Source organism: Rhodanobacter sp. K2T2, assembly GCF_013408815.1.
In the GTDB taxonomy this organism is placed as follows: Bacteria; Pseudomonadota; Gammaproteobacteria; order Xanthomonadales; family Rhodanobacteraceae; genus Rhodanobacter.
This window is the reverse complement of sequence record NZ_JACCCA010000002.1, coordinates 479,227-502,506: the sequence shown is the minus strand read 5'-3', so window position 1 is coordinate 502,506 and position 23,280 is coordinate 479,227. Positions and strand designations below refer to the sequence as shown.

Below are 23,280 nucleotides of genomic sequence, written 5' to 3'. Positions count from 1 at the left end.
GTAGGTTGGGATGAGCGTGAGCGAATCCCAACCTACGAATCAACAACACCTGCCGCTCGCCCCTTTGTATCGCGCGACCTGCCGCTCCCGAAAGAACGCTTCATAACTTGGCACGCCGCGCTTGGGATGGTGCTGGCGCAGGTGCTGCACGTAAGCCTCGTAATCGGGTATGCCGCAGCACAGGCGGGCGGTTTGCGTGAGGCGCTGCCAGCCTTGCCGCACGATGTGGGTGATCGCTGATCGAGTCATCGACATATCCTCAATGCGTCACGCTGGCGAGCGCGACATAGGGTTCTTCGTGCGCGGTCGGCGTCGGCGTGTTCCACGCCCTCACCAGCGCGCGTAGCGAGAAGCCGAGCATGCTGACGATCAGCAGCATGAACAAGCCGGTGAGCGCGGCGTCGACCTGATTGTTGCTGACGATGCGCTGCATCTCGGCGGCGGTCTTGGCCGGCGCCAGCAGATGAGCTTGCTGCGCGGCTAGTGCGTACTTGCTGGCCGCCGCCGTGAAGCTGATCGGCCCGACGAGCTTCTGCCAGCCGGCGGTCAGCGTGCAGAGAATGAGCCATACGGCAGGTATGCCCGGCACCCACACATAGCGCTGGCGCTTGAGTTTCACCACCACGACCGTCGCCAGCATCAGCGCAATGGCCGCCAGCATCTGATTGGCGATGCCGAACAGCGGCCACAGCGTGTTGATGCCGCCCAGCGGATCGACCGCACCCTGATACAGAAAATAGCCCCATAGCGACACGCAGATCGCGGTGGCCAGCAGGTTGCCCGTCCACGATTCGGTTGCCTGCAGCGGCTTGTGAATCAGCCCGGCGATCTCCTGGATCATGAAGCGGCCCACGCGCGTGCCCGCGTCGACGGTGGTGAGGATGAACAGCGCTTCGAAAAGGATCGCGTAGTGGTACCAGAACGCCATCATGCCGCCGCCGGGAAGGATGTTGTGCAGCAGCTGCGCCATGCCGACAGCCAGCGTCGGTGCGCCGCCGGCCCGGCTGAGGATGCTGGTTTCGCCGATGTTTTTCGCGGTCTGCAGCAGCTCGTCCGGCGTGATGACGAAACCCATCTGGCTGATCGCCGTGGCCGCGCTCTGCACGGTGTTTCCAATCAGCGCGCCCGGCGCGTTCATCGCGAAATACACGCCAGGATGCAGCGACGCTGCAGCAATCAGCGCCATGATCGCCACAAATGCCTCCATCAGCATGCCGCCGTAGCCGATCAGGCGCGCTTCGCCCTCGTTGCCGATCAGTTTGGGCGTGGTGCCCGAGGCGATGATCGCGTGCCAGCCCGACACCGCGCCGCAGGCGATGGTGATGAACAGGAAGGGGAACAGGCCGCCCTGAAACACCGGCCCGCTGCCGTCGATGAACTTCGTCACCGCCGGCATCTGCAGCGTCGGTGCGGCGATGAAGATCGCCAGCGCGAGCAGGCCGATGGTGCCGATCTTCAGGAACGTGCTGAGGTAATCGCGCGGCGCCAGCAGCAGCCATACCGGCAATACCGACGCGCAGAAGCCATAGCCGATCAGCCACCACGCCAGCGCCCTGGCATCGAAGTCGAACAGCGGCGCCAGCGTCGGCGACGCGGCCACGTGCGCGCCGTAGCCGATCGACGCCAGCAGCAGTGCCAGTCCGATCAGCGACCCCTCGAGAATTCGCCCCGGCCGAATCCAACGCAGATACGTGCCCATCAGCAGCGCGATGGGAATGGTGGCGGCGACTGTAAACGTGCCCCAAGGGCTGTGCGTCAGCGCCTTCACCACCACCAGCGCCAGTACGGCCAGCACGATCATCATCAGCACCAGCACGCCGAACATCGCCACTACGCCGGGTGCCGGGCCAAGCTCCTCGCGCAGCATGTGGCCAAGCGAGCGCCCGTCGCGACGCAGCGACAGCGCGAGGATCATGAAATCCTGCACCGCGCCGGCGAATACCACGCCGAACAGAATCCACAGCGTGCCGGGCAGGTAACCCATCTGCGCCGCCAGCACCGGCCCGACCAGCGGCCCCGCGCCCGCGATGGCGGCGAAGTGGTGACCGAACACCACCCACCGGTTTGTCGGCACATAGTCCAGGCCGTCGTTGCGCAGCACAGCCGGCGTGGCCCGTGTCGCGTCCAGTCTCAGTACGAAGCCGGCGATAAAGCGGCTGTAGAAACGGTAGGCGATGGCGAACACCGCCAGCGACGCCGCCACCAGCCAGATCGCATTCACCGGCTCGCCACGCCGCAGCGCGACGACGCCAAGACAGGCTGCGCCGACGATGGCGACCAGCGCCCACAGCAGGCGGCTGCTCGCCGACGACGGCGCGCTCGCGGGCGTGGGGGTGATGCCCTGGGGGATGGGGTCGCGCATAGCAGGCAAATCTCAGGCAACAAGAACTGCAAGAGTCGCCTTGCACGACGCAGCGGTCAATCCTCGGCTTCCCTCGATGCCTCCGAGATCTGACCGGCAAACGACGCGTATCGCGCTGGATCGCGTCCGCCATAGGTGCGCTGGCTTGGGTGGCGGGTCGGCTCGCCATACCGGTTGGCAAAAAGCTGCGGACGGCGTGGCGATCACAACGTTTTTTGAACGGTGATGCTGCTTGAGTGGCTACTGAAAAGCAGGCGATCCAGCTTGCATTTGCGCGATCCGGCCCTATCCATTCATAAGAATGTTCCAGACGATGAGGCGGCAATGATTCACGAGATTCTGAGGATGGGCGACGAGCGCCTGCTGCGCATTGCGCCGCTGGTGCCGGAAGAGCTGATCGGCAGCGCCGAGCTGGACACGCTGATCGCCGACATGTTCGAGACCATGCACTCGGTCGGCGGCGTGGGGCTGGCGGCGCCGCAGATCGGCGTCGATATGCAGCTGGTGATTTTCGGCTTCGACAGCAGCGAGCGCTATCCCGATGCGCCGGCCGTGCCGCAAACGATCCTGCTCAATCCCGTGATCACGCCGCTGTCGCAGGATATGGAAGAGGGCTGGGAAGGCTGCCTGTCCGTGCCCGGTTTGCGCGGGGCGGTCAGCCGCTACAGCCTGATTCGTTACGAAGGCATCGACCCCAAGGGTGAGCGCATCGAGCGTACCGCCGAAGGTTTTCACGCGCGTGTCGTGCAGCACGAATGCGACCATCTCATCGGTCGTCTGTACCCCTCGCGCATTACTGATTTCAGCAAGTTCGGCTATACCGACGTGCTGTTTCCTGGACAGGAGTTGAGCGATGACTAAGCGTGCATTGTGGAAAGGCGTGGTGCTGGCCGAAAGCGACAAGACCGTGGTGGTGGAAAACAACCACTACTTCCCGGCCGAATCGCTGCACAAGGAAAACTTTCGCGGCAGCGATCACCACACGGTCTGCGGCTGGAAAGGCACGGCGAGCTATTACGACGTGCTGGTCGGCGACGAGGTCAATGCCAACGCGGCCTGGTATTACCCGGAGCCGAAAGACGCCGCCAAGGAGATCAAGGATCACGTGGCGTTCTGGCGCGGCGTCGAGGTGGTCTGACCTTGGTCTTTGTCTAAGTTGACGCGGTAGTCCTCGTGCCGCCCCGGGTTATGCTTTAGGCATCACTACCTAGGGGCGACTCGATGACTGTCTCCGACGCTGCGCCGGCTCGTGGTTTTCGCTATTACGACATGCTGGTCGCTGGCATGGTCGCGGTGCTGTTGTGTTCCAACCTGATTGGACCGGCCAAGGTTAGCGTGATCGACCTGCCGTGGATTGGCGCACTCAGTTTTGGTACCGGCAACCTGTTTTTTCCGATCGGCTATATCTTCGGCGACGTGCTGACCGAGGTGTACGGCTACGCGCGGGCGCGGCGCGCGATCTGGGCCGGCTTCGGCGCGATGATCTTCGCCACGGTGATGTCGTACGTGGTGATCCACATGCCGCCCAGCGGCGCCGAGCCGTTCAACAAGACCCTGCAGCCTGCCTTGGAAACCGTCTTCGGCGGCACCGCGCGTATCGCCGTGGCCTCGATGATCGGCTACTGGGTTGGCGACTTCGTCAACGCCTTCGTGATGGCCCGTCTGAAGCTGCTGACCAAGGGCAAACACCTGTGGACGCGCACCATCGGTTCCACCGTGTTCGGCCAGGCGTTCGACAGCGTGACCTTCTACCCGATCGCCTTCTACGGCATCTGGGAAAGCACGACTCTGGTCAAGGTGATCGTGTTCAACTGGGTGATGAAGGTGCTGGTCGAAGTGGTGCTGACGCCAGTCACCTACGCGGTGGTGGGCTGGCTCAAGCGCGCTGAAAACGTCGATACCTTCGACTACGGCACGCGCTTCAATCCCTTCAGTCTGCGCGACGAAGGCGGGCAAGCGCCGCATGCGTGAGGCCAATGGAGTGAGTGGGAATGCGGTGATTCCTTCGGCCGGCATCGCGCGGAATACCGGCATCGATCTGCTGCGTGGCCTGGCCATTGTGCTGGTTATCCTCAACCATATCGGCATTCGCATTCCGCTGAAGAAGATGCTGCTGGCCGATGTTCTGCCGCGCAGTTTTTTATCCAACCTCAACTACAACGGTTACGAAGCGGTGTTCGTGTTCTTCGTGATCTCAGGCTTTCTTATCGCCGGCAACGCGCTGCGGCGCTGGGGTGATCTTGCGCGCATCGACATCAAGACCTTCTACGCGCTGCGCTTCTCGCGCATCGTGCCGTGCCTGCTGTTGCTGGTGGTCGTGCTCAGCGTGCTGCACGCTCTGGGCGTGCAGGACTATGTCATTGATCGACCGGGCCAGTCGCTGCCGCGTGCGATCCTCGCCGCGCTCGGCCTGCACCTTAACTGGTACGAGGGCATGACCGGTTACCTGCCGGGCAACTGGGACGTGCTGTGGTCGCTGTCGATCGAGGAGGCGTTCTATATCGGCTTTCCGATCGTCTGCCTGCTGACGCGACGCGTCTGGATACTGGCGCCGCTGCTGGTACTGCTGGCCGTGTCGATGCCGTGGACGCATGGCGCGCTTACGGGCAATGAAATCTGGCAGGAAAAAGCCTACCTGCCCGGCATGTCGGCCATCGCGATCGGCATTATCGGCGCCTTGCTGGCGAAGCGCTGGCCGGTGCTGCCGACCGCGCTGACGCGCAGCCTGATCATCGTGGGCTCACTCGGCATGCTGGCGGAAATGTTTGGCGGCCGTCTTCTCTGGCCGCTGATGGGCGACAGCATTCTCTTGCAGCTGACGGTCTCGGCGATGCTGGTGCTGATTGCCCTGCAGGCGCGGCCGGTTTCGACGCTCCGCGGATTCGGCTGGCTGGCATCGTGGGGCAGGCTCAGCTACGAGATCTACCTCAGCCACATGTTCGTCGTGTATGCCGTGGTGCGCGTTTATCGCGCCACCGGCAGCGACATACGCTGGGGATTCCTCTGGTATCTCCTCGCGCTGCCGCTCTGCTGGCTGCTTGGAAAGGCCGTGGCGAAGTTTGTTTCGATGCCGTGCGAGCGGGCGTTGCGTGCGCGGATGCTGACATCAATCAAACCGCGAATGCGAAAGTTCGCTTCGATAATACGAAGTGAGATTAATCCTTCCGATAGCGGTTGATGCTCTCGCGCAATTCCTGCGTCGCTGCACGCGCTGCCTCGGCGAAATCTTCGCCGCTGCTGGCATAGAGAATCGCGCGGGAGGAGTTGATCATCAGGCCGGTGTGATCGGCCGTCTGGCCGTAGCGCACGACGGCTTCCACGTCGCCGCCCTGCGCGCCGATGCCCGGGACCAGCAGGGGCATGTCACCGATGAGCGCGCGCACTTCGGCCAGCTGTTTGGGCCAGGTGGCGCCGGTGACCAGGGCGCAGTTGCCGTTGGTGTTCCAGTCGCGGGCGATGATTTGCGCCACGTGCTGATAGAGCGGCTTGGCGATGCCGTCGGCGTCGAGAACGCTGAGATCCTGCAGGTCGGCGGCGCCCGGGTTAGAGGTGTGGCAGAGCAGGATCACGCCCTTGTCGGCGCGATCGAGAAACGGCTGGGCCGAGTCGCGGCCGAGATAGGGGTTGAGCGTCACGGCGTCGGCGCCGTAACGGTCGAACGCTTCGGTCGCGTAGTGCTGTGCGGTGGAACCGATGTCGCCGCGCTTGGCGTCGAGGATCACCGGCACGCCAGGGTGCCGCGCATGAATATGCGCGATCAGCCGCTCCAGCGCATCCTCGGCACGCAGCGCGGCGAAGTGCGCGATCTGCGGCTTGAAGGCGCACGCGAGATCGGCGGTAGCGTCGACGATGGCGCGGCAGAAATCGAAGATCGCATCGGGTTTGCCGCGGAACGCCGTGGGGAATTTCGTCGGCTCCGGATCGAGGCCCACGCAGACCAGCGAGTCGTTGCGTACCCAGGCCAGCTGGAGTGACTGCATGAAGTTCATTCGGGTTCCTTTGCGCACGGGCGAGTGACGAGGGGCGAGTTCAAAAGCAAGGGATAAGAGGCGAGGGCGAGTGGCCGATACTCTTGAGCTCGATTCAGACCTTCACGCCTGTGAGCGCAAGTTTTCAGTTCGCCTCTAATCTGGAGCTTGCGCCCTCGCTACTCGCCTCTCGCCCCTCCCAGGTCAAGCCAGCTTCTTATACTTCACCCGATGCGGCCTTGCGCCTTCTTCGCCAAGGCGACGCTTCTTGTCCGCTTCGTATTCGTTGTAGTTGCCGGGAAAGAACTCGACGTGCGAGTCGCCTTCGAACGCGATGATGTGCGTAGCGATGCGGTCGAGAAACCAGCGATCATGCGAGATCACCATGGCGCAGCCGGGGAACTCGAGCATGGCGTCTTCCAGCGCGCGCAGCGTCTCGACGTCCAGATCGTTGGACGGCTCGTCGAGCAGCAGCACGTTGCCGCCCTGCATCAGGGTCTTGGCCAGGTGCAGACGACCGCGCTCACCGCCGGACAGCGAGCCCACTAGCTTCTGCTGATCGGTGCCCTTGAAGTTGAAGCGGCCGATGTATGCACGCGACTGCAGCTCGTACTTGCCGATGGTGATGATGTCGGCGCCGCCGGAGACTTCCTGCCACACGTTCTTTTTCGCATCAAGGTTGTCGCGCGACTGGTCGACGTAGGCCAACTGGACGGTGTGGCCGAGCTTCACTTCGCCCTTGTCCGGTGTTTCCTGGCCGATGATCAGCTTGAACAGGGTCGACTTGCCGGCGCCGTTGGGGCCGATCACGCCGACGATGGCGCCCGGTGGCACCTTGAACGACACATCGTCGATCAGCAGCTTGTCGCCGAACGACTTGCTGACGTTCTTGAACTCGATTACTTCCTGACCCAGGCGTTCGCCCGGCGGAATGTACAGTTCGTTGGTTTCGTTGCGCTTCTGGTACTCGACCGAGTTCAGCTCTTCGAAGCGGTTGATACGCGCCTTGCCCTTGGACTGACGGCCCTTGGCCGCCGAGCGTACCCACTCCAGCTCGCGCGCCAGCGCTTTCTGACGGCCCTTTTCGGCGGCTTCCTCGCGGGCCAGACGCTCGCCCTTCTGCTCCAGCCACTCGGTGTAGTTGCCCTTCCACGGAATACCGCGGCCGCGATCGAGCTCGAGAATCCACTCCGCCGCGTTGTCGAGGAAGTAGCGGTCATGCGTCACCGCGACCACGGTGCCGGTGTAGTCGTGCAGGAATTTTTCCAGCCAGTCGACCGACTCGGCGTCCAGATGGTTGGTCGGCTCGTCGAGCAGCAGCATGTCCGGCTTGGACAGCAGCAGTCGGCACAGCGCCACACGGCGCTTCTCGCCGCCGGACAGCGGCCCGATCTTGGCGTCCCACGGCGGCAGGCGCAGTGCGTCGGCGGCGACTTCCAGCTGGCGCTCGAGCGCATGCGCGTCGTTGGCGGCCAGCAGGTTTTCCAGCTCCTGCTGCTCCTTGGCCAGCTTGTCGAAATCGGCGCCTTCCTCGGCATATTCGGCGTAGACCTCTTCCAGCCGCTTCTGTGCATCCAGAATTTCGGAGACGCCTTCCTCGACCGCCTCGCGCACGGTTTTTTCCGGGTCGAGCTGCGGCTCCTGCGCGAGGTAACCGATCTTGGTGCCGGGGTTGGCGCGCGCCTCACCCTGGAAGTCGGTATCCACGCCGGCCATGATCTTCAGCACGGTGGACTTGCCTGCGCCGTTGACGCCGAGCAGACCGATCTTGGCGCCAGGGAAGAAGGACAGCGAGATGTCCTTGATGATCTGGCGCTTCGGGGGAACGATCTTGCTCACCCCGTTCATGGTGTAGATGTACTGCATGCAGCCTCCGTAGGCTTACCGCGCGGCCCTGAGCGGGCCACGCGTCAAAGAGAAATTTGTCTAGCCGCCTATTATACCGGCTTGTGATGAGCGGACGTTGACGGTTGGCGCCCCGCGACGGTGCGTTTTGCCTGCGCAAGCCGCAAACCGCGATGGCAGTTCGGGCAAGCGGGTTTGCGGCGTGCTCGCCCTGGGCTGTGGCATTGGCGACGCCGGGACGTCAGAGCGCGCTTGGCAGCCCCTCTCTTGCCTCACGGCAGTGGCCGCAAACCCCCGGCAGCGCTACACTTTCAGGCTGGTTAAGCGGGTATAGCCCCGCGCTCTCCATCCCGCTCCCCACTTGCCGAGGCGAAGAATGTTCCCGAAGGACTGCACGATTGCCGGTTATGACGACGAACTGGCCAAGGCTATGGCCGACGAAGGCCAGCGCCAGGAAGATCACGTCGAGCTGATCGCCTCGGAGAATTACGCCAGCCCGCGCGTGATGGAAGCCCAGGGCTCGAAACTGACCAACAAGTATGCCGAGGGCTATCCGGGCAAGCGCTACTACGGCGGCTGCGAGTACGTGGATATTGCCGAGAAGCTGGCGATCGAGCGCTTGAAGGAACTGTTCGGCGCCAATTACGCCAACGTGCAGCCGCATTCGGGCTCGCAGGCCAATCAGGCCGTGTACTTTGCGCTGCTGCAGCCGGGCGACACGATTCTGGGCATGTCGTTGGCCCATGGCGGCCATCTCACCCACGGCGCCAAGGTCAACTTTTCCGGCAAAATCTTCAACGCGGTGCAGTACGGCGTGAACGAGAACGGCCTGATCGATTACGACGAAGTCGAGCGTCTCGCGGTCGAGAACAAGCCGAAGATGGTCGTCGCCGGCTACAGCGCTTACTCGCAGTTGATGGACTGGGCGCGCTTTCGCGCCATCGCCGACAAGGTCGGCGCCTACCTGTTCGTCGACATGGCGCATATTGCCGGCCTTGTCGCCGCTGGCGTGTATCCGAGCCCGCTGCCGCACGCGCACGTGGTCACCTCGACCACGCACAAAACCCTGCGCGGCCCGCGCGGCGGCATCATCGTCGCCAAGGACGCGGGCGAAGAGATCGAAAAGAAGCTGCAGTCGATCGTGTTCCCCGGCATCCAGGGCGGCCCGCTGATGCACGTGATCGCGGCCAAGGCCGTGGCCTTCAAGGAAGCGCTGGAGCCGGGGTTCAAGACCTACCAGGCGCAGGTGATCAAGAACGCCAAGGCGATGGCCAAGACCTTTATCGAGCGCGGCTACAAGATCGTCTCCGGCGGCACCGAAAACCACCTGATGCTGGTCGACATGATCGGCCGCGACGTTACCGGCAAGGACGCGGAAGAGGCGCTGGGCAAGGCGCACATCACCGTCAACAAGAACGCCGTACCGAACGACCCGCGCAAGCCCTTCGTCACCTCTGGCCTGCGTGTGGGCACACCAGCGATCACCACGCGCGGTTACCTGGAAGCGGACACGATCGAACTGACCAACTGGATCTGCGACGTGCTGGACAAGCCGTCGGACGACGCCGTGATCGTCAGGGTGCGCGAAGCGGTGACGGTTCAGTGCAAGAAGTTTCCGGTCTACGGCTGATCGTATTAGCCGACCATGCATTGCCCCTTCTGCCAGCACGAAGATACCCGCGTGATCGATTCGCGCCTCGCCGAGGACGGCGGTACGGTGCGGCGTAGGCGTGAGTGTCCGCAGTGTGGCGAGCGTTTCAACACTTTCGAAACCGCGGATCTCAAGCTACCGACGATCGTGAAAAGCGGCGAGCGGCGCGAGACCTTCGACGAGCGCAAGCTGCGGGTGAGTTTCGAGCGCGCGCTGCAGAAGCGTCCGGTGACCAGCGATGCGGTGGACGCGGCGGTGCGCGCCATCGTCAACGACCTGCGCCGCAGCGGCGACCGCGAAGTGCCGTCGCGTGAAGTGGGCGAGCTGGTGATGCGCGAGCTGAAGAATCTCGATCAGGTTGCCTACGTGCGCTTCGCCTCGGTCTATCGCAGTTTCGAGGATGTGCACGCGTTTCGCGAAGAAATCGAAAAGCTCGAGCGCGACCTGCCCGGGCTGGAAACGCTGCAGCTGCAACTGCTCGGCGAAACCGTCGCCAAGCGCAGCAAGAAAGTCTGATCCGCGTCGCGTACCGGCAAGGAGCGAGCATGTTCGTGGCCATCTACCGCTGGCGTCTGCATCCCGACCGGGAGCGGGATTTCATCGCCAACTGGGAACGCATCACCTTGCTGGGACTGGCTGCAGGGTCGGGCGGATCGAGCCTGTTCAAGGATACGGAAGGCTGCTGGGTCGCCATCGCACGCTGGATCTCGCGCGAGGCACGCGAACATTTTTTCCAGTCGATGGAAGACGACGACGCCGAGCCGGGCATGCGCGAGCGCGCTGCCCAAGCCATCATCGAACGCCTGCCGCCGATAGAGCTGGAAAGCGTGCTGGACTGCTGGTCGCCATTCCCTCAGGCCCCCAAGGCGTGACGACCTTCAGCGCCGTCGATCATGGCCATATGGCGCACGCGCTGCGGCTGGCCGAGCGAGGGCTTTATACGACGCAGCCCAATCCACGCGTCGGCTGCGTCATTGCTCATGCAGACCAAGTCGTTGGCGAAGGCTGGCATGAGCGCGCGGGCCAACCGCACGCCGAAGTGTTCGCCTTGCGCGAAGCCGGTGAGCGCGCGCAGGGTGCGACGGCTTACGTCACGCTGGAACCTTGCGCGCATCACGGTAGAACCCCGCCCTGCGCCGAAGCGCTGATCGCCGCTGGCGTGGCGCGCGTAGTGATCGCCGCGGAAGATCCGTTTCCGCAGGTAGCCGGTCGCGGTATCGCCATGCTGCGCGCGGCCGGTATCGCCGTCGACACCGGGCTGATGTGCGACGCCGCCCGCGAACTCAATATCGGATTTTTCAGCCGCATCGAACGCGGCCGGCCGTGGCTGCGGGTCAAGCTGGCGATGAGTCTGGATGGCCGAACGGCGCTGGCCAACGGCGAGTCGAAGTGGATCACCAGCGAAGCCGCGCGCGCCGACGTGCAGCGCTGGCGCGCGCGCAGCTCGGCCATTCTCACCGGCAGCGGCACCGTGCTGGCCGACAATCCGCGTCTCACCGTGCGGCTTTCCGATGAGCAGGCGTTTACGCCGCCGCTGCGCGTGGTGCTGGATCGGCAGCGGCGCACGCCGGCCGGCAGCCATGTGCTCGACGGCAGCGTGCCGACGCTGATGCTTCATGCGGCGACGATCGATGAAACGGCGGCCGAAAGCGGTGAGTCCGTGGGCCCGTTCGAATGTCTGTTCGTACCGCAGCGGGGCGACGCGCTCGATCTGAACGCTGTGCTGGCATTGCTCGCCGAGCGCGGCTGCAACGAGGTGCAGGTCGAAGCCGGCCCGGTGCTTTGCGGTGCACTGTTCGCCGCAGGCCTGGTCGACGAGCTGCTGCTCTATATCGCGCCGCTGTTGCTGGGCGACAGCGCCCGCCCACTGCTGCATTTGCCCTCGCTGGACGATATGGCCCAGCGCTGGAAGCTGCGAATGATCGAGCAGCGTCAGCTGGGCAACGACTGGCGTTTGCGCCTGCGTCCGCTAAAAGCTGCTTGATTCAACGTGGCATCGTTGCCAACCAGGCCGACGATGATGGGTAGGGCACATGATCGAGGTTTTACGCCTAGGGATAGGCACGCCTGAGTCGGTACTTAAAAGCTATGCAAAACCCCTGAATATGGCGAATCTGGCCCTATCCACTGCTTTACGTCAATGGGTGCAGCGCCTGGTCCGTCAGCGTGAAAAATCGATGCCGATCTTGCCGAAGTGCTTGCCCTGCACGAGATATGCGAACGCTTCGGCCAGCTGTTCGAAGCCGAACACGTGATCCAGTACCGGTGCCAAATGGGTCGACTCAATGGCTGACACCATGCGTTCGTGTTCTTCCAGTGACGCCACCGAGATTCCCTGAACCTTTACACGTTTCAGGATGATCTTGGTCAGGGATAGTGTGGCCTCGATGCCGCCCATGAAGCCCACCACACCGATGAAACCATGCATGCCGACCGCTTCCAACGATTGCGCAAAGGTGGAGGCGCCCACCGTTTCGATCACGGCATCTACGCCGATACCGCCGGTGGCTTCGCGCACTATCGAGCCCCATTCGGGATGTTCCGCGTAGTTGACGACGACATCGGCACCGAGCGTCTTCGCGCGAGCCAGTTTGGCGTCGCTCGATGAAAGCAAGATCGCGCGTGCCCCGCGCAACTTGGCAAACTGCAGGGCGAACAGCGAGACGCCGCCGGTGCCGAGCAACAACACCGTCTGACCCGTAGTAACGCGTGCCTGTTCCAACGCCGTCCAGGCGGTAAGCGCGGCGATAGGCAGTGTCGCTGCCTGCAGGCTGGATAGATTCGAGGGTGCGCGTGCCAGCGAGTAGGCGTCGTAGCAGGTCAGCTCGCGCATCACCCCCTCCTGAGGGCCGCCGATGTCGGCACCTTCCCACTCCGGTCGCATCGCGCCAGCGATCCAGCGCGACTTGTAGAAAGTAGTAACGCGATCGCCCGGTTTGAAGCGCGTAACGCCGGTACCGACGTCAAGCACCGTACCGGCGCCGTCGGAAACCGGCACGATCGGCAGATGCACGCCGCGGTAGAGCTGGCCATTGACTAGCAAGTGATCGCGATAATTGAGCGAGGCGGCCTCCATCTTCACCAACACTTCCCCCGGGCCAGGACGCGGGGCAGGTAGGTCGATGAGCTGCAGATGGTCCAAGCCGAAAGCGGTGAGTTGTTGGACGCGCATGCTGATGCTCCGTGACATGGGGAATGGAGGCATGGTGGGCCCAGTGTTACCAGGTGATAATCCATCGAAACAACACATCTTTAGTTCACTGTATGAATAAATCGTTCGAGCTGACGCCAACCAGGTTGCGCGAGCTGCGTAGCTTTGCCATCGCGGCAAGGCGACTCAATTTTTCGCAGGCGGCGCGCGAGGTCGCCTGCACGCCCTCCGTGCTGAGCCGGCGCATCGCGTCGCTGGAACAGGGTGTGGGTGGCAAGCTGTTCCTCCGTACGACGCGGCGCATGACGCTGACCCCGCGAGGCGCGCAGTTGCTGGCACATTGCGAGCGGCTGGAAGTGGTGATGACAGAACTGGCCGCAGACCTTCGTCCACGTGGCGGTGAGCCTTCCGGACGACTTTGCCTGCATCTGCCGAGCGCTTTCGGACGTCATTGCATAGCGCCTTTACTGGCAACCTTCATGAAAAGGCACCCGCAAATTCGTGTGGAGGCGGTTTATGACGATGTCTATATTGATCTGGTCGCAGCGAAAATCGACCTTGCCGTGCGTGTTGGCCGGTTGGCGGATACGCAGCTGGTGGCGCGCCGGCTAGGCACGATGCGCCGCTATCTGTGCGCCTCGCCAGCGTACATGGGGACGGCTCCGTCGCTTACCGATCCTGCTGGCTTAAAGACACATCGCTGTATCGCCTTCAGCGGCTTGCGTACCGGCACATTGTGGCAATTCAGTCAGCAGCGCAGACGCAGTTCGGTACGTATCGATCCAGTACTGACCTGCAACGACGCCCAGGCCACACGCGATGCGATAGTGGCAGGTGTCGGAATCGGGATACTAGGCGACTACATGGGCGACCCTCTGGTGGCGAGCGGCCGGCTAGTCGAAGTGCTGCCGCAGTGGCAGCTCGCAAGCTCGCCGATCCAATTGTTGTGGCTTCCAGGCGCTGATAGTGCGCCCGCCTTGCGGCGGCTGATCGATTATCTGGTGGAGACGTTGCGACCGGTTGATTAAGATCGTTCGAGACACAGAGTCCTGCGCCGTGCACGCTGACGGCCGCGGGCGAATCCAGAGATGGTGTTAAACTTTTCGAGCCGGCTTGCCGGCAAACACCATAGCGTCTTCAGGGCGGGGTGAAATTCCCCACCGGCGGTAGGTTGAAGGGTGGTCTTTACGAAGGCACTCCGACAGCAAGCCCGCGAGCGCCTCGACCAGCTCCGCGAGGAGCGACATCGAGGGTCAGCAGATCCGGTCAGACTCCGGAGCCGACGGTTGGAAACTGGCGACAGTTTCCAGAGAGTCCGGATAAAAGAAGACGGTCGAAAGTGCAGCCTCGCGGCTGCGCGCCGACCTCGTGCCTTGGGGCGTTTCTTCGCATGCGTTCAACGCGGGAAACGTTTCATGAAACTGATTGCATCATTTCGATCTGTCGTTGATCCCAGCGTCAGCCTCCTGCGGGAGGTGTGCTGATGTTTACCGGCATCATTCAAACCGTAGGCCGCATCGCACGACTCGAGCCGCGCGGCGGCGACGTGCGTTTAGCCATCGATACGGCCGGCCTCGATCTCACCGACGTGCAGCTGGGCGATTCGATCGCCGTCTCCGGCGTGTGCCTTACGGCGGTAACGCTGGAGGCGCACGGCTTCAGCGCCGACGTGTCCAACGAGACGCTGTCCCTCACCACGCTGGGCAAGCTCAAAGCGGGTGACCCGGTGAATCTGGAAAAGGCCTTGCGCCTGGCCGATCGTCTCGGCGGTCATCTGGTGTCCGGGCATGTCGACGGCCTGGGCAAGGTCGTGTCGGTCACGCCGGACGGCCGTTCGCAGCGCTGGGTTTTCGAGGTGCCGACAACCCTGTCTCGCTATATCGCGGCCAAGGGCTCAGTCTGCATCGATGGCACCAGTCTGACCGTCAACGAAGTGGCGGGGCAGCGCTTCGGCGTCAACCTGATTCCGCATACGGTAGAGAACACCGCCTTCCACGCGCGCCGACCCGGCGACGCGGTGAATATCGAGGTGGACGTGATCGCGCGCTACGTCGAGCGGCTGCTCGCCAGCGGCTCGGCGCCGACGCTCGATGAAGCGTTTCTGAAGCAGCATGGCTTCGCCTGATTTGGCTTTCTTGCCGTCATTCCGGCTTCGGCTGGAATGACGAAGCAAGGATGCTTCCCCGTTCCCCGTTCCCCGTTCCCCGGAAATCAACCCATGAGCTTCAACACCATTCCTGAAATTCTCGACGACATCCGCGCCGGCCGCATGGTGGTGATCCTCGACGACGAGGATCGCGAGAACGAGGGCGATCTGATCATGGCCGCCGAAAAAGTTCGCGCCGAGGACATCAACTTCATGGTGCGCGAGGCGCGCGGTCTGGTTTGCCTCACGCTGACCGAGCAGCGCACGCGCCAGCTCGGCCTCAGGCCGATGGTCAGCGACAACACGTCGCAATACCACACCAACTTCACCGTCTCGATCGAGGCGGCCGAAGGCGTGACCACCGGCATTTCCGCGCACGATCGCGCGCGCACCATCCAGGTCGCGGTGAAGCCGGATGCGAAACCGCAGGACATCCATCAGCCCGGTCATATTTTTCCGCTGACCGCACAGCCCGGCGGCGTGCTGACCCGCGCCGGCCATACCGAGGCTGGCTGCGACCTGGCCGGCCTCGCCGGGCTGGAGCCGTCGGCGGTGCTGATCGAGGTATTGCACGAGGACGGCTCGATGGCGCGTCGCCCCGAGCTGGAAGTCTTTGCCGCCAAACACGGCTTGAAGATCGGCTCGATCGCCGACCTGATTCGCTATCGCATGGAAACCGAAAAGACCATTGAGCGCGTCTACGAAGAAGACGTGCAGACCGAATTCGGCCCGTTCCGGCTGATCGCCTATCGCGATGCCATTCGCAAGGGCCTGCACTATGCGCTGGTGCGCGGCACGGTGGATGACGGCACGCCGGTGCTGTCGCGCGTGCACGTGCGTAATACCTTGTCCGACGTGCTGCATCTGCAGCGCGACGACCTGGGGCTCACCGTGACATCGGCCCTGCGCCGCATCGCCGATGAAGATCGCGGCGTACTGCTGGTGCTGTCCGGCGAAGATACCCCCGAAGCCCTGCTGGCCCGCCTCAATCGTCAGCCGGCGGCGCAGGCGCCGGACGAAGCGCAGCAGCAGGAGTGGCGCCAGCACGGCCTGGGCGCACAGATGCTGGTCGATCTTGGCGTGCATCGCCTGCGCGTGCTCGGCACGCCGCGTAAGCTGGTGGGTCTGGCAGGCTTCGGGCTGGAGGTGGCGGAGTACGTCTAGGCGCCTTGTCATGGCCGGCGCCCGCTGCCGCCACGTTTTCAACACGCTTCGCGGCTTGCCAGACCGCACAATTTCGCCTTTCTCACAACTGATCGCGACCATGACTGAAACTTCTGTCCGCCTGATCGCACCCTCCGGTTATCCGCACGACCGCGCGGCCATGGCGCGCGGCGTGGAGCGCCTGCGTGAAGCGGGTTGCGCGGTGAGCGGGCTGGATGTGCTCGATCGCGTCGAGCTTCGCTATGCCGGCACTGACGCACAGCGCGCAGCCGATATCAACGCGCTCGCCACGATGGAGTCGCTGCCGGATATCGCGCTGGCCGTGCGGGGTGGCTACGGCGCCACGCGCCTGCTGCCGCATCTGGACTACGGCGCCCTGCGAGAGCGGCTCGCCGGCACTAGCACCGTGCTGATCGGCCATAGCGACTTCACCGCGATCCAGATGGCGCTGCATGCACAGTGCGGACTGACGACGTTCGGCGGTCCCATGCTCGGGCCGGATTTCGGCGCCGAGGTCGCCAGCGACTTCACTCTTGAGCATTTCTGGAACACCGTGCGCGCCCCGCAATCCACCGCGACATGGAGCACGAACGATTCCGTCGAACTCGACGTGGAGGGCCCGCTCTGGGGCGGCAACCTGGCCATGCTGTGCAGCCTGATCGGCACGCCGTATTTTCCGGAGATCGACGGCGGGATTCTCTTTGTGGAGGACGTCACCGAGCCGCCGTTCCGGATCGAGCGGCTGCTGTATCAGCTGCACCTTTCCGGCGTGCTCGGTCGCCAGCGCGCGCTATTGCTGGGTGACTTTACTCAGTGCAAGCCCAGTGGTTACGACAACGGGTACAACCTCGACCAGGGCTTCGCGCAGCTGCGCGGCGTGGTCGATATTCCGGTGATCGACGGGCTGCCGTTCGGCCATGAGCCGAAGAAATTCACCCTGCCGTTCGGCGCGCCGGCCCGGCTGCGGACGGCTGGCGGCCGGGCGCAGCTGGATTTCAGCGGCTATCCGCATCTGGCGCGCTAGAGCCCCAATACCAGTCCGGCACCGGCGATCAAGCAGGAGTGCCGGCAAACCCGTAAAATGCGCGGTCAGCCTGGGCTGCGGTCCACAGAGGAATTAGCAATGAAGATCATCGAAGGCGATTTCGCCACCCCGAAGGGCAAGTTCGCCATTGTCGCCGGCCGTTTCAACGGCTTTGTCGTGGAACCCCTGGTGGCCGGCGCGCGCGACGCGCTGGTGCGCCACGGCGTGAAGGACGACGCGATCGAGCTAATTCGCGTGCCGGGCGCCTGGGAAATCGCGCTGGCCGCACACAAGCTGGCCAACTCCGGCAAGTACGCCGCGGTGATCGCACTGGGTGCGGTGATTCGCGGCAGCACGCCGCATTTCGACTATGTCGCCGGCGAGTGCGCCAAAGGTCTGGCCCAGTCCGCGTACAGCTCCGGCGTGCCGGTAGCCTTCGGCGTGCTGACTACCGACAGCATCGAACAGGCGATCGAGCGTTCCGGCACCAAGGCCGGCAACAAGGGTGTCGACGCGGCCATGGCGGCGCTCGAGATGGTCAACCTGTACGGCAAGCTGTGATGGCGCAGGGGCCGCAGGGTCTGGACATGGCCGCGCGCTCGCGCGCCCGCCGCCGTGCGCTGCAGGCGCTGTACGCGTGGCAGCTCAGCGGCAGCCACATGAATGCAGTGATCGACCAGTTCCGCCACGAGCAAGACATGGAAATCGCCGACCTCGAATACTTCGAGGATCTGCTGCACGGCGTCGAAAAAAACGTCGATGCGCTTGATGAAGCGCTCCGCCCGCATATCGACCGCGAGGTCGCGCAGATCGACCCGATCGAACGCGCCGCGCTGCGCCTGGCTACCTACGAACTGAAATTTCGCCCCGACGTGCCGTATCGCGTGGTGATCAACGAGGCGATCGAAGTGACCAAGCGTTTCGGCGCCGATCACGGCCACAGCTACGTCAACGGCGTACTCGACAAGCTGGCCGCCGAGCTACGCGCGGTCGAGAAACGCGGCTGATGTCGGGCGCGGCCAGCGACCTCGCCGTGGCTGTGCCCGTGCTGGAAACCGAGCGCCTGCGCTTGCGTGCGCATCGCGCCGACGATCACGCCGCGTTGTCCGCCACCTGGGCCGATCCGCTGGTCTATCGTTTTCTCAGCGGCCAGCCGACATCGCCGCCGGATGCCTGGATGCGCTTGTTGCGCTACGGCGGGCTCTGGTCGATGCTCGGTTACGGCTATTGGGCCGTCGAAGAAAAGGCGAGCGGCCGGCTGATCGGCGACATCGGCTACGCCGACTTTCGGCGCGGCATGACGCCTTCGCTCGACGGTATGCCCGAGCTCGGCTGGGTACTGGCGTCGCACGCGCATGGTAAAGGCTACGCCAGCGAGGCGCTTGCCGCCGTGCAGGCCTGGGGCGACAGCCATTTCGGCACGCACCGCTCGTGCTGCATCATCGATCCGGACAACGTCGCATCGACCCGGCTGGCCGGCAAAGCCGGTTTCCGCTTCTGGATGGAAGGTCAGGTTCACGGCTCTACCGTGCACGTCTTTACGCGCGACGTGTAAACGCGCGCCAGCCGGGATCGAGGATATGGAATTCAGCCTGATCGAACGCATCCGCTCGCTTACCGAACAGTCGCGCGACGACGTCAGGTTAGGCATCGGCGACGACGCTGCCGTGCTCGCCGTGCCGGCCGGGCAGGAGCTGGCCGTGGCGATCGACACGCTGGTGGAAGGCGTGCATTTTCCCCGCGGCACATCGGCGGTCGACATCGGCTGGAAGGCGCTGGCGGTCAACCTCTCCGATCTCGCGGCCATGGGCGCCACGCCGGCGTGGGCTCTTCTGGCGCTGACGCTGCCCGAGCCGGATCAAGCCTTCGTCAAAGGGCTTGCCGAAGGCTTTGCGCAGCTGGCCAAGCCGCACCGGCTGGCGCTGGTCGGCGGCGACACCACGCGCGGTCCGCTGAGTATCAGCGTCGCGGTACACGGTTTTGTTGCGCCGGGAAAAGCGCTGATGCGTTCCTGCGCCAAGGTGGGTGACGCGGTGCTGGTGACCGGCACGTTGGGCGATGCGGCGGCGGGCCTGCATGCGCTGGCTCATCCTTTTGCGGTTGAGGAGCAGCGCAGCGACGCGCGCGATCTGCTTGTCGCCCGACTCAATCGACCGACGCCACAGCTGGCGGCCGGCTCGGCGCTGCGCGATCTGGCGCACGCGTGTATCGATATTTCCGATGGCCTGATCGCCGACCTCGGGCATATCTGCACAGCCAGTGGTGTCGGTGCGGAAATCGATGCGTCGCTGCTGCCGCTCTCGCCGTCGCTGATGGCGATTTACGACGACGCCAGCGCGCAGCAGTTCGCGCTCACTGGCGGTGACGACTACGAGCTGTGCTTTACCGTGCCGATGAATCGACTCGCCGATGTGCAGTCAGACCTTTCCCGGCTAGGCTGCGGCGTCACGCGCATCGGCCGCATCGTCGAAGGCCAAGGCGTCAACGTGCGTGGCGTCGACGGCCATTGGCTGGAAACAGGGCAGGCCGGCTGGGATCATTTCGCATGAGCGCCAAGAGAACTCTCAGCGCCGAACAGCGCCGCGCACTGCTTGTCACGCCCGCAGGCTGGCTGGCCTGCGGCTTCGGTTCGGGGCTTACGCCGGTGGCGCAGGGCACCTTCGGCTCACTCGCCGCGCTGCTGCCGTGGCTGCTGCTGCGCCAGCTGTCGCTACCGCTTTATGTCCTGATTTTGCTGGTCGGTTTTGCCATCGGCGTCTGGGCTTGCGGTATCGCCGGTCGCGCCCTCGGCGTGGACGATCACCGCAGCCTGGTCTGGGACGAATTCATCGGCCAGTGGATCGCGCTGATCCCGCTGCTGCTGCCGGAGTTGCTGCCGACGCGTTTCTCGACGTGGTGGTGGCTGCTCGCCGGCTTCGTGCTGTTTCGCCTGTTCGACGTGTGGAAACCCTGGCCGATCCGCTGGCTGGATCGTCACCTCAAGGGCGGCATGGGTGTGATGGTGGACGATGTGGTGGCGGGGATTTTCGCGGCGATAATTTTGGCCGCGGGGCTACTTATTCTTCGGTAGTCGGCTAGATCTCGTTCAACGCCCAACTTATTGGGGTCGGTAATGGCAAGGCGTCGAATGTTCAGGAAATTGGCGCTCGGACTTTTCCTGCTTGCGTGCTTGGCATTCGCGGGTCTCTGGGTCGCAGGAAGCGTACTGATTCATCCGGCGCGCGAAATCGTTGGCGCGCCGCCATCAGAGTTTCCGGCGAGCACGGTCGTTTTCAAAAGTTCGTCCGATGCGCTGATTCACGGCTGGTTTCTTCGTGGGAACGGCAGGGGTGCGATACTTTTGCTGCATGGGGTGCGAGCCAATCGTCTTGCGATGCTGAACCGTGCTAGGTTCCTACATGCGTCCGGGTACTCGGTGCTGTTGATCGACTTTCAAGCCTCGGGCGAGAGCACCGGAGATGCCATCACTTTTGGCCATCTTGAATCCAGAGACGCGGCGGCCGCGGTGGATCAGCTTAAAAAGCTGGCGCCGGGCGAGAAGATTGGAGTGCTCGGAACCTCGATGGAAGGTGCGGCAACTCTGCTTGCCGATCCGCCTCTGAAAGTCGATGCGATCATTTTGGAGCAGGTCTATCCAACTCTTTCTCAAGCCATCGAAGATCGACTGCAAATCCATATGGGTATTTTTGGGTCGTGGTTCGGTCCGCTATTGATGAGTACGGTCAAGCCCCACCTTGGTTTTTCACTCGATGAAATGAGGCCTATCGACAAGATAGGGAAAATCCATGCGCCCAAACTATTGATTGTCGGAGATGCCGATCGAGACACGAAAATTGGCGAGTCGCTGGCCATGTTTGATGCAGCCTCTGCACCGAAGGAGCTCTGGATCGTTCATGGCGCAAGACATGTCGACTTTTACCGCTACAGCGGAAACACCTATCAAATCCGAGTTCTGGGTTTCTTCGATAAATGGTTGCGCGGATCTTCTTTGCACTGAATTGATTTATCGACTCAAAGGCAGCCCATGCCTTGCAAGGTGTCGCTAACAGCGCGATCAAGATCGGTATGCGGTTCTGCACCGAGAAACGCGATCAACTTGCGATTGTCGAGTTGCAGCGGCTGACGCCATAGATAACGCATTTCGCGCACTTCGCGAAACATCGTGACGAAGGGCGATGCCAGCGTGACGAGCCACCACGGGAAGGATCGCAGAGGTAGCCTTGGATCGGCTGCCGCCTTTCGGATCGCGGACATCAAGGCATGGCCATCGACCCAGTGGCCGCCGAAATGAAATCGCTCGAAGGCGGCCAATTCGCTCTCGCGCTCAAGCAGCAAGGCGACGGTCTTGCCGACGTCCGGCAGGTAAGCCCAGGCATGCGGCAAGTCGCGCGGTCCGGGGTAGTTAACCGAGCGCAGCTTTTTACCCGGTTTCAGAATCGCGCTAAACCAGTTGTTGCCGGCGCGCGGACCGAAGAAATCGCCGCAGCGAAGTATCAGCACGCGCACACCGCTGGTTACCGCCGCTTCGAGGCGCTTTTCCATCTGTACGCGGATCGCGCCTTTGCGCGTGAGCGGCTGTTGCGGCGAGCTTTCGCGCAATAGCGGCAGCGCATCCGGTCCGAAGTTGTAGACCGTACCCGGCAGCACGATACGCGCGTTGTTTTCCTTGGCGGCGACGATGGCGTTGTCGAGCATCGGCAGCACCAGCGTGTCCCATTGTCGGTAGCCGGGCGGGTTGACGGCATGCACGATCACGCCAGTGCCGCGCGCGGCTTGCGCCACATCAGGGGCGTTCATGGCATCGCCCTCATGCCATTCGATGCCGGCCGCGAGATGGCTTCGCGTGGCATCGCGAACCAGTCCACGAACCGTCCATCCTCGCTGCAAAAGTGCATTGGCGATTTCGCTGCCGGAGCCACCGGTAGCGCCCAGTACCAAAGCGATGCGTTCTGCTTTCATGATCGTCTCCCGTGGAATGTGGGATCAGAATGAGCGCTGTGGGTCTAAATGAAAATTGCCTAAAAGCGAACATCTGCTATACATAAATGCATGGCTGCAAAAGAACCGAGTTGGGAGCTGTATCGTTCGTTTCTCGCGGTGATCCGCGAAGGCAGCCTGTCGGCGGCGGCGCGCAGCCTGGGCATGACCCAGCCGAGCCTGGGGCGACACATCCGGCAGCTGGAGTCCGATCTGGATGTCGTGTTGTTTACGCGTTCGCCGCAAGGCCTTGTCCCTACCGACCTCGGCGATGAGCTGGCGACACATGCGCAGGCGATGTACGCGACGTCGGCGGCTTTGCGTCGGGCCGCCTCCGGCAGCAATAGCGAAGTGCGCGGCGTGGTGCGCGTGACCTGCAGTGAAGTGATCGGCGCCGAGGTGTTGCCGCCGATACTGACCGACTTGCGGCAACGGCATCCGGGCATTGTGATCGAGCTGTCGCTGTCCAACCGCAGCGAGGATCTGCTGCGCAAGGATGCGGATATCGCGGTGCGCATGGTCCGTCCGGTGCAGAGAGCGCTGGTGGCGCGTCACGTCGGTGCGATTCCGCTGGGGCTCTACGCGCATCGCCGCTATTTGAAAGCCAACGGCAAGCCGTTGATCTGGGCCGATTTACATCGACACGCGATGATCGGCTATGACCACGAAACGCCGGCGCTGCGCGCCGTTCGCGACAAGCTGCCGTTGGGTCGCGAGGATTTTTCGTTGCGCACCGATAGCGATCTGGCCCAGCTGGCCGCGATTCGCGCCGGATACGGCATCGGCGGCTGCCAGTGTGCGCTGGCCGAACGCGACAAGAACCTGGTGCGCGTGCTGCCGCAGGCGTTCGCGCCCAGCCTGGATACCTGGCTGGTGATGCACGAAGATCTGAAGGCCAGCCGCCGTACGCGTGTCGTGTTCGACCATCTCGCGGCGGCGCTGGTGGGCTATATCGATGGCGCGGCGTAGCGCAAAGGCAGCGGTAAACCGCC

General features: G+C 63.4%; 25 protein-coding genes and 1 riboswitch. Of the genes, 19 read left to right on the top strand and 6 right to left on the bottom strand.

What is annotated here, in order from left to right:
* Window positions 1-39 precede the first annotated feature (39 nt).
* Both HDE78_RS05725 and HDE78_RS05720 read right to left on the bottom strand, forming a co-directional pair.
* Entirely contained in the window at window positions 40-249 is a 210-nt protein-coding gene (locus HDE78_RS05725) for a YbdD/YjiX family protein (protein WP_255457644.1), read from the bottom strand.
* A gap of 10 nt (window positions 250-259) precedes the next feature.
* Window positions 260-2,362: a carbon starvation CstA family protein gene (locus tag HDE78_RS05720; protein WP_179477538.1), complete on the bottom strand. Its 2,103-nt coding sequence runs from the start codon at window positions 2,360-2,362 to the stop codon at window positions 260-262.
* A gap of 324 nt (window positions 2,363-2,686) precedes the next feature.
* Between HDE78_RS05720 and def the strand changes: the two genes are divergently transcribed.
* The 4 genes from def (at window position 2,687) to HDE78_RS05700 (ending at window position 5,540) form a co-directional block, all read left to right on the top strand.
* The gene (def, locus tag HDE78_RS05715; protein ID WP_179477537.1) at window positions 2,687-3,223 is read left to right on the top strand and encodes a peptide deformylase; all 537 of its coding nucleotides are present in this window, start codon (window positions 2,687-2,689) and stop codon (window positions 3,221-3,223) included.
* Window positions 3,216-3,500 (top strand): DUF427 domain-containing protein, encoded by a 285-nt coding sequence (locus HDE78_RS05710; RefSeq protein WP_179477536.1) that lies wholly within the window; start codon window positions 3,216-3,218, stop codon window positions 3,498-3,500. The genes def and HDE78_RS05710 overlap by 8 nt, the downstream gene beginning before the upstream one ends.
* A gap of 83 nt (window positions 3,501-3,583) precedes the next feature.
* The gene (locus HDE78_RS05705; RefSeq protein ID WP_179477535.1) at window positions 3,584-4,333 is read left to right on the top strand and encodes a queuosine precursor transporter; all 750 of its coding nucleotides are present in this window, start codon (window positions 3,584-3,586) and stop codon (window positions 4,331-4,333) included.
* Window positions 4,326-5,540: an acyltransferase gene (locus HDE78_RS05700; RefSeq protein WP_179477534.1), complete on the top strand. Its 1,215-nt coding sequence runs from the start codon at window positions 4,326-4,328 to the stop codon at window positions 5,538-5,540. Before HDE78_RS05705 ends, HDE78_RS05700 begins: the two co-directional genes overlap by 8 nt.
* On the opposite strand, the gene pyrF is transcribed toward HDE78_RS05700, so the two are convergent.
* Both pyrF and ettA read right to left on the bottom strand, forming a co-directional pair.
* A complete protein-coding gene (gene pyrF / locus HDE78_RS05695) occupies window positions 5,518-6,351 on the bottom strand; it encodes an orotidine-5'-phosphate decarboxylase (RefSeq protein WP_179477533.1) in 834 nt (277 codons plus the stop codon). The genes HDE78_RS05700 and pyrF overlap by 23 nt on opposite strands.
* 183 nt (window positions 6,352-6,534) lie before the next feature.
* On the bottom strand, window positions 6,535-8,196 hold the full coding sequence (ettA, locus tag HDE78_RS05690; RefSeq protein WP_179477532.1) for an energy-dependent translational throttle protein EttA: 1,662 nt from the start codon (window positions 8,194-8,196) through the stop codon (window positions 6,535-6,537).
* 355 nt (window positions 8,197-8,551) lie between these two features.
* Here ettA and glyA point away from each other — a divergent pair, with 355 nt between their 5' ends.
* The 4 genes from glyA to ribD are packed head-to-tail and all read left to right on the top strand — an operon-like array spanning window position 8,552 to window position 11,810.
* Window positions 8,552-9,805 (top strand): serine hydroxymethyltransferase, encoded by a 1,254-nt coding sequence (glyA, locus tag HDE78_RS05685; RefSeq protein WP_179477531.1) that lies wholly within the window; start codon window positions 8,552-8,554, stop codon window positions 9,803-9,805.
* 15 nt (window positions 9,806-9,820) lie between these two features.
* The gene (nrdR, locus tag HDE78_RS05680) at window positions 9,821-10,342 is read left to right on the top strand and encodes a transcriptional regulator NrdR (RefSeq protein WP_179477530.1); all 522 of its coding nucleotides are present in this window, start codon (window positions 9,821-9,823) and stop codon (window positions 10,340-10,342) included.
* Window positions 10,343-10,371: 29 nt separating this feature from the next.
* Window positions 10,372-10,698 (top strand): antibiotic biosynthesis monooxygenase, encoded by a 327-nt coding sequence (locus HDE78_RS05675; protein ID WP_179477529.1) that lies wholly within the window; start codon window positions 10,372-10,374, stop codon window positions 10,696-10,698.
* Window positions 10,699-10,727: 29 nt separating this feature from the next.
* Entirely contained in the window at window positions 10,728-11,810 is a 1,083-nt protein-coding gene (ribD, locus tag HDE78_RS05670; RefSeq protein WP_179477590.1) for a bifunctional diaminohydroxyphosphoribosylaminopyrimidine deaminase/5-amino-6-(5-phosphoribosylamino)uracil reductase RibD, read from the top strand.
* A gap of 177 nt (window positions 11,811-11,987) precedes the next feature.
* Here ribD and HDE78_RS05665 read toward each other — a convergent pair whose 3' ends face one another.
* Complete coding sequence (locus HDE78_RS05665; protein ID WP_179477528.1) at window positions 11,988-12,998, bottom strand: NAD(P)-dependent alcohol dehydrogenase; 1,011 nt, start codon at window positions 12,996-12,998, stop codon at window positions 11,988-11,990.
* A gap of 92 nt (window positions 12,999-13,090) precedes the next feature.
* Here HDE78_RS05665 and HDE78_RS05660 point away from each other — a divergent pair, with 92 nt between their 5' ends.
* The 10 genes from HDE78_RS05660 (at window position 13,091) to HDE78_RS05615 (ending at window position 21,308) form a co-directional block, all read left to right on the top strand.
* Complete coding sequence (locus HDE78_RS05660) at window positions 13,091-14,005, top strand: LysR family transcriptional regulator (protein ID WP_179477527.1); 915 nt, start codon at window positions 13,091-13,093, stop codon at window positions 14,003-14,005.
* 101 nt (window positions 14,006-14,106) lie between these two features.
* Window positions 14,107-14,312: riboswitch (FMN riboswitch) on the top strand.
* A 148-nt stretch (window positions 14,313-14,460) separates the two neighbouring features.
* Complete coding sequence (locus HDE78_RS05655; protein WP_179477526.1) at window positions 14,461-15,102, top strand: riboflavin synthase; 642 nt, start codon at window positions 14,461-14,463, stop codon at window positions 15,100-15,102.
* Window positions 15,103-15,195: 93 nt separating this feature from the next.
* On the top strand, window positions 15,196-16,287 hold the full coding sequence (gene ribBA, locus HDE78_RS05650; RefSeq protein WP_179477525.1) for a bifunctional 3,4-dihydroxy-2-butanone-4-phosphate synthase/GTP cyclohydrolase II: 1,092 nt from the start codon (window positions 15,196-15,198) through the stop codon (window positions 16,285-16,287).
* 100 nt (window positions 16,288-16,387) lie between these two features.
* The gene (gene ldcA, locus HDE78_RS05645; protein WP_179477524.1) at window positions 16,388-17,311 is read left to right on the top strand and encodes a muramoyltetrapeptide carboxypeptidase; all 924 of its coding nucleotides are present in this window, start codon (window positions 16,388-16,390) and stop codon (window positions 17,309-17,311) included.
* A 99-nt stretch (window positions 17,312-17,410) separates the two neighbouring features.
* Window positions 17,411-17,872, top strand: coding sequence for a 6,7-dimethyl-8-ribityllumazine synthase (gene ribE, locus HDE78_RS05640; RefSeq protein ID WP_179477523.1), 462 nt, complete (start codon window positions 17,411-17,413; stop codon window positions 17,870-17,872).
* Window positions 17,872-18,318: a transcription antitermination factor NusB gene (gene nusB, locus HDE78_RS05635; protein WP_179477522.1), complete on the top strand. Its 447-nt coding sequence runs from the start codon at window positions 17,872-17,874 to the stop codon at window positions 18,316-18,318. The genes ribE and nusB overlap by 1 nt, the downstream gene beginning before the upstream one ends.
* Complete coding sequence (locus tag HDE78_RS05630; RefSeq protein WP_179477521.1) at window positions 18,318-18,866, top strand: GNAT family N-acetyltransferase; 549 nt, start codon at window positions 18,318-18,320, stop codon at window positions 18,864-18,866. The genes nusB and HDE78_RS05630 overlap by 1 nt, the downstream gene beginning before the upstream one ends.
* A 25-nt stretch (window positions 18,867-18,891) precedes the next feature.
* Complete coding sequence (thiL, locus tag HDE78_RS05625; protein ID WP_179477520.1) at window positions 18,892-19,860, top strand: thiamine-phosphate kinase; 969 nt, start codon at window positions 18,892-18,894, stop codon at window positions 19,858-19,860.
* Window positions 19,857-20,381: a phosphatidylglycerophosphatase A gene (locus tag HDE78_RS05620; protein WP_179477519.1), complete on the top strand. Its 525-nt coding sequence runs from the start codon at window positions 19,857-19,859 to the stop codon at window positions 20,379-20,381. Before thiL ends, HDE78_RS05620 begins: the two co-directional genes overlap by 4 nt.
* Window positions 20,382-20,438: 57 nt before the next feature.
* Window positions 20,439-21,308, top strand: coding sequence for an alpha/beta hydrolase (locus HDE78_RS05615; RefSeq protein WP_179477518.1), 870 nt, complete (start codon window positions 20,439-20,441; stop codon window positions 21,306-21,308).
* 14 nt (window positions 21,309-21,322) lie between these two features.
* On the opposite strand, the gene HDE78_RS05610 is transcribed toward HDE78_RS05615, so the two are convergent.
* Complete coding sequence (locus HDE78_RS05610; protein ID WP_179477517.1) at window positions 21,323-22,270, bottom strand: NAD-dependent epimerase/dehydratase family protein; 948 nt, start codon at window positions 22,268-22,270, stop codon at window positions 21,323-21,325.
* A 90-nt stretch (window positions 22,271-22,360) separates the two neighbouring features.
* On the opposite strand from HDE78_RS05610, the gene HDE78_RS05605 reads away from it, so the two are divergent.
* Window positions 22,361-23,257 carry a LysR family transcriptional regulator gene (locus HDE78_RS05605; RefSeq protein ID WP_179477516.1) on the top strand — a complete coding sequence of 299 codons (897 nt, stop codon included), beginning with the start codon at window positions 22,361-22,363 and terminating at the stop codon, window positions 23,255-23,257.
* The last annotated feature ends 23 nt before the right edge of the window (window positions 23,258-23,280 follow it).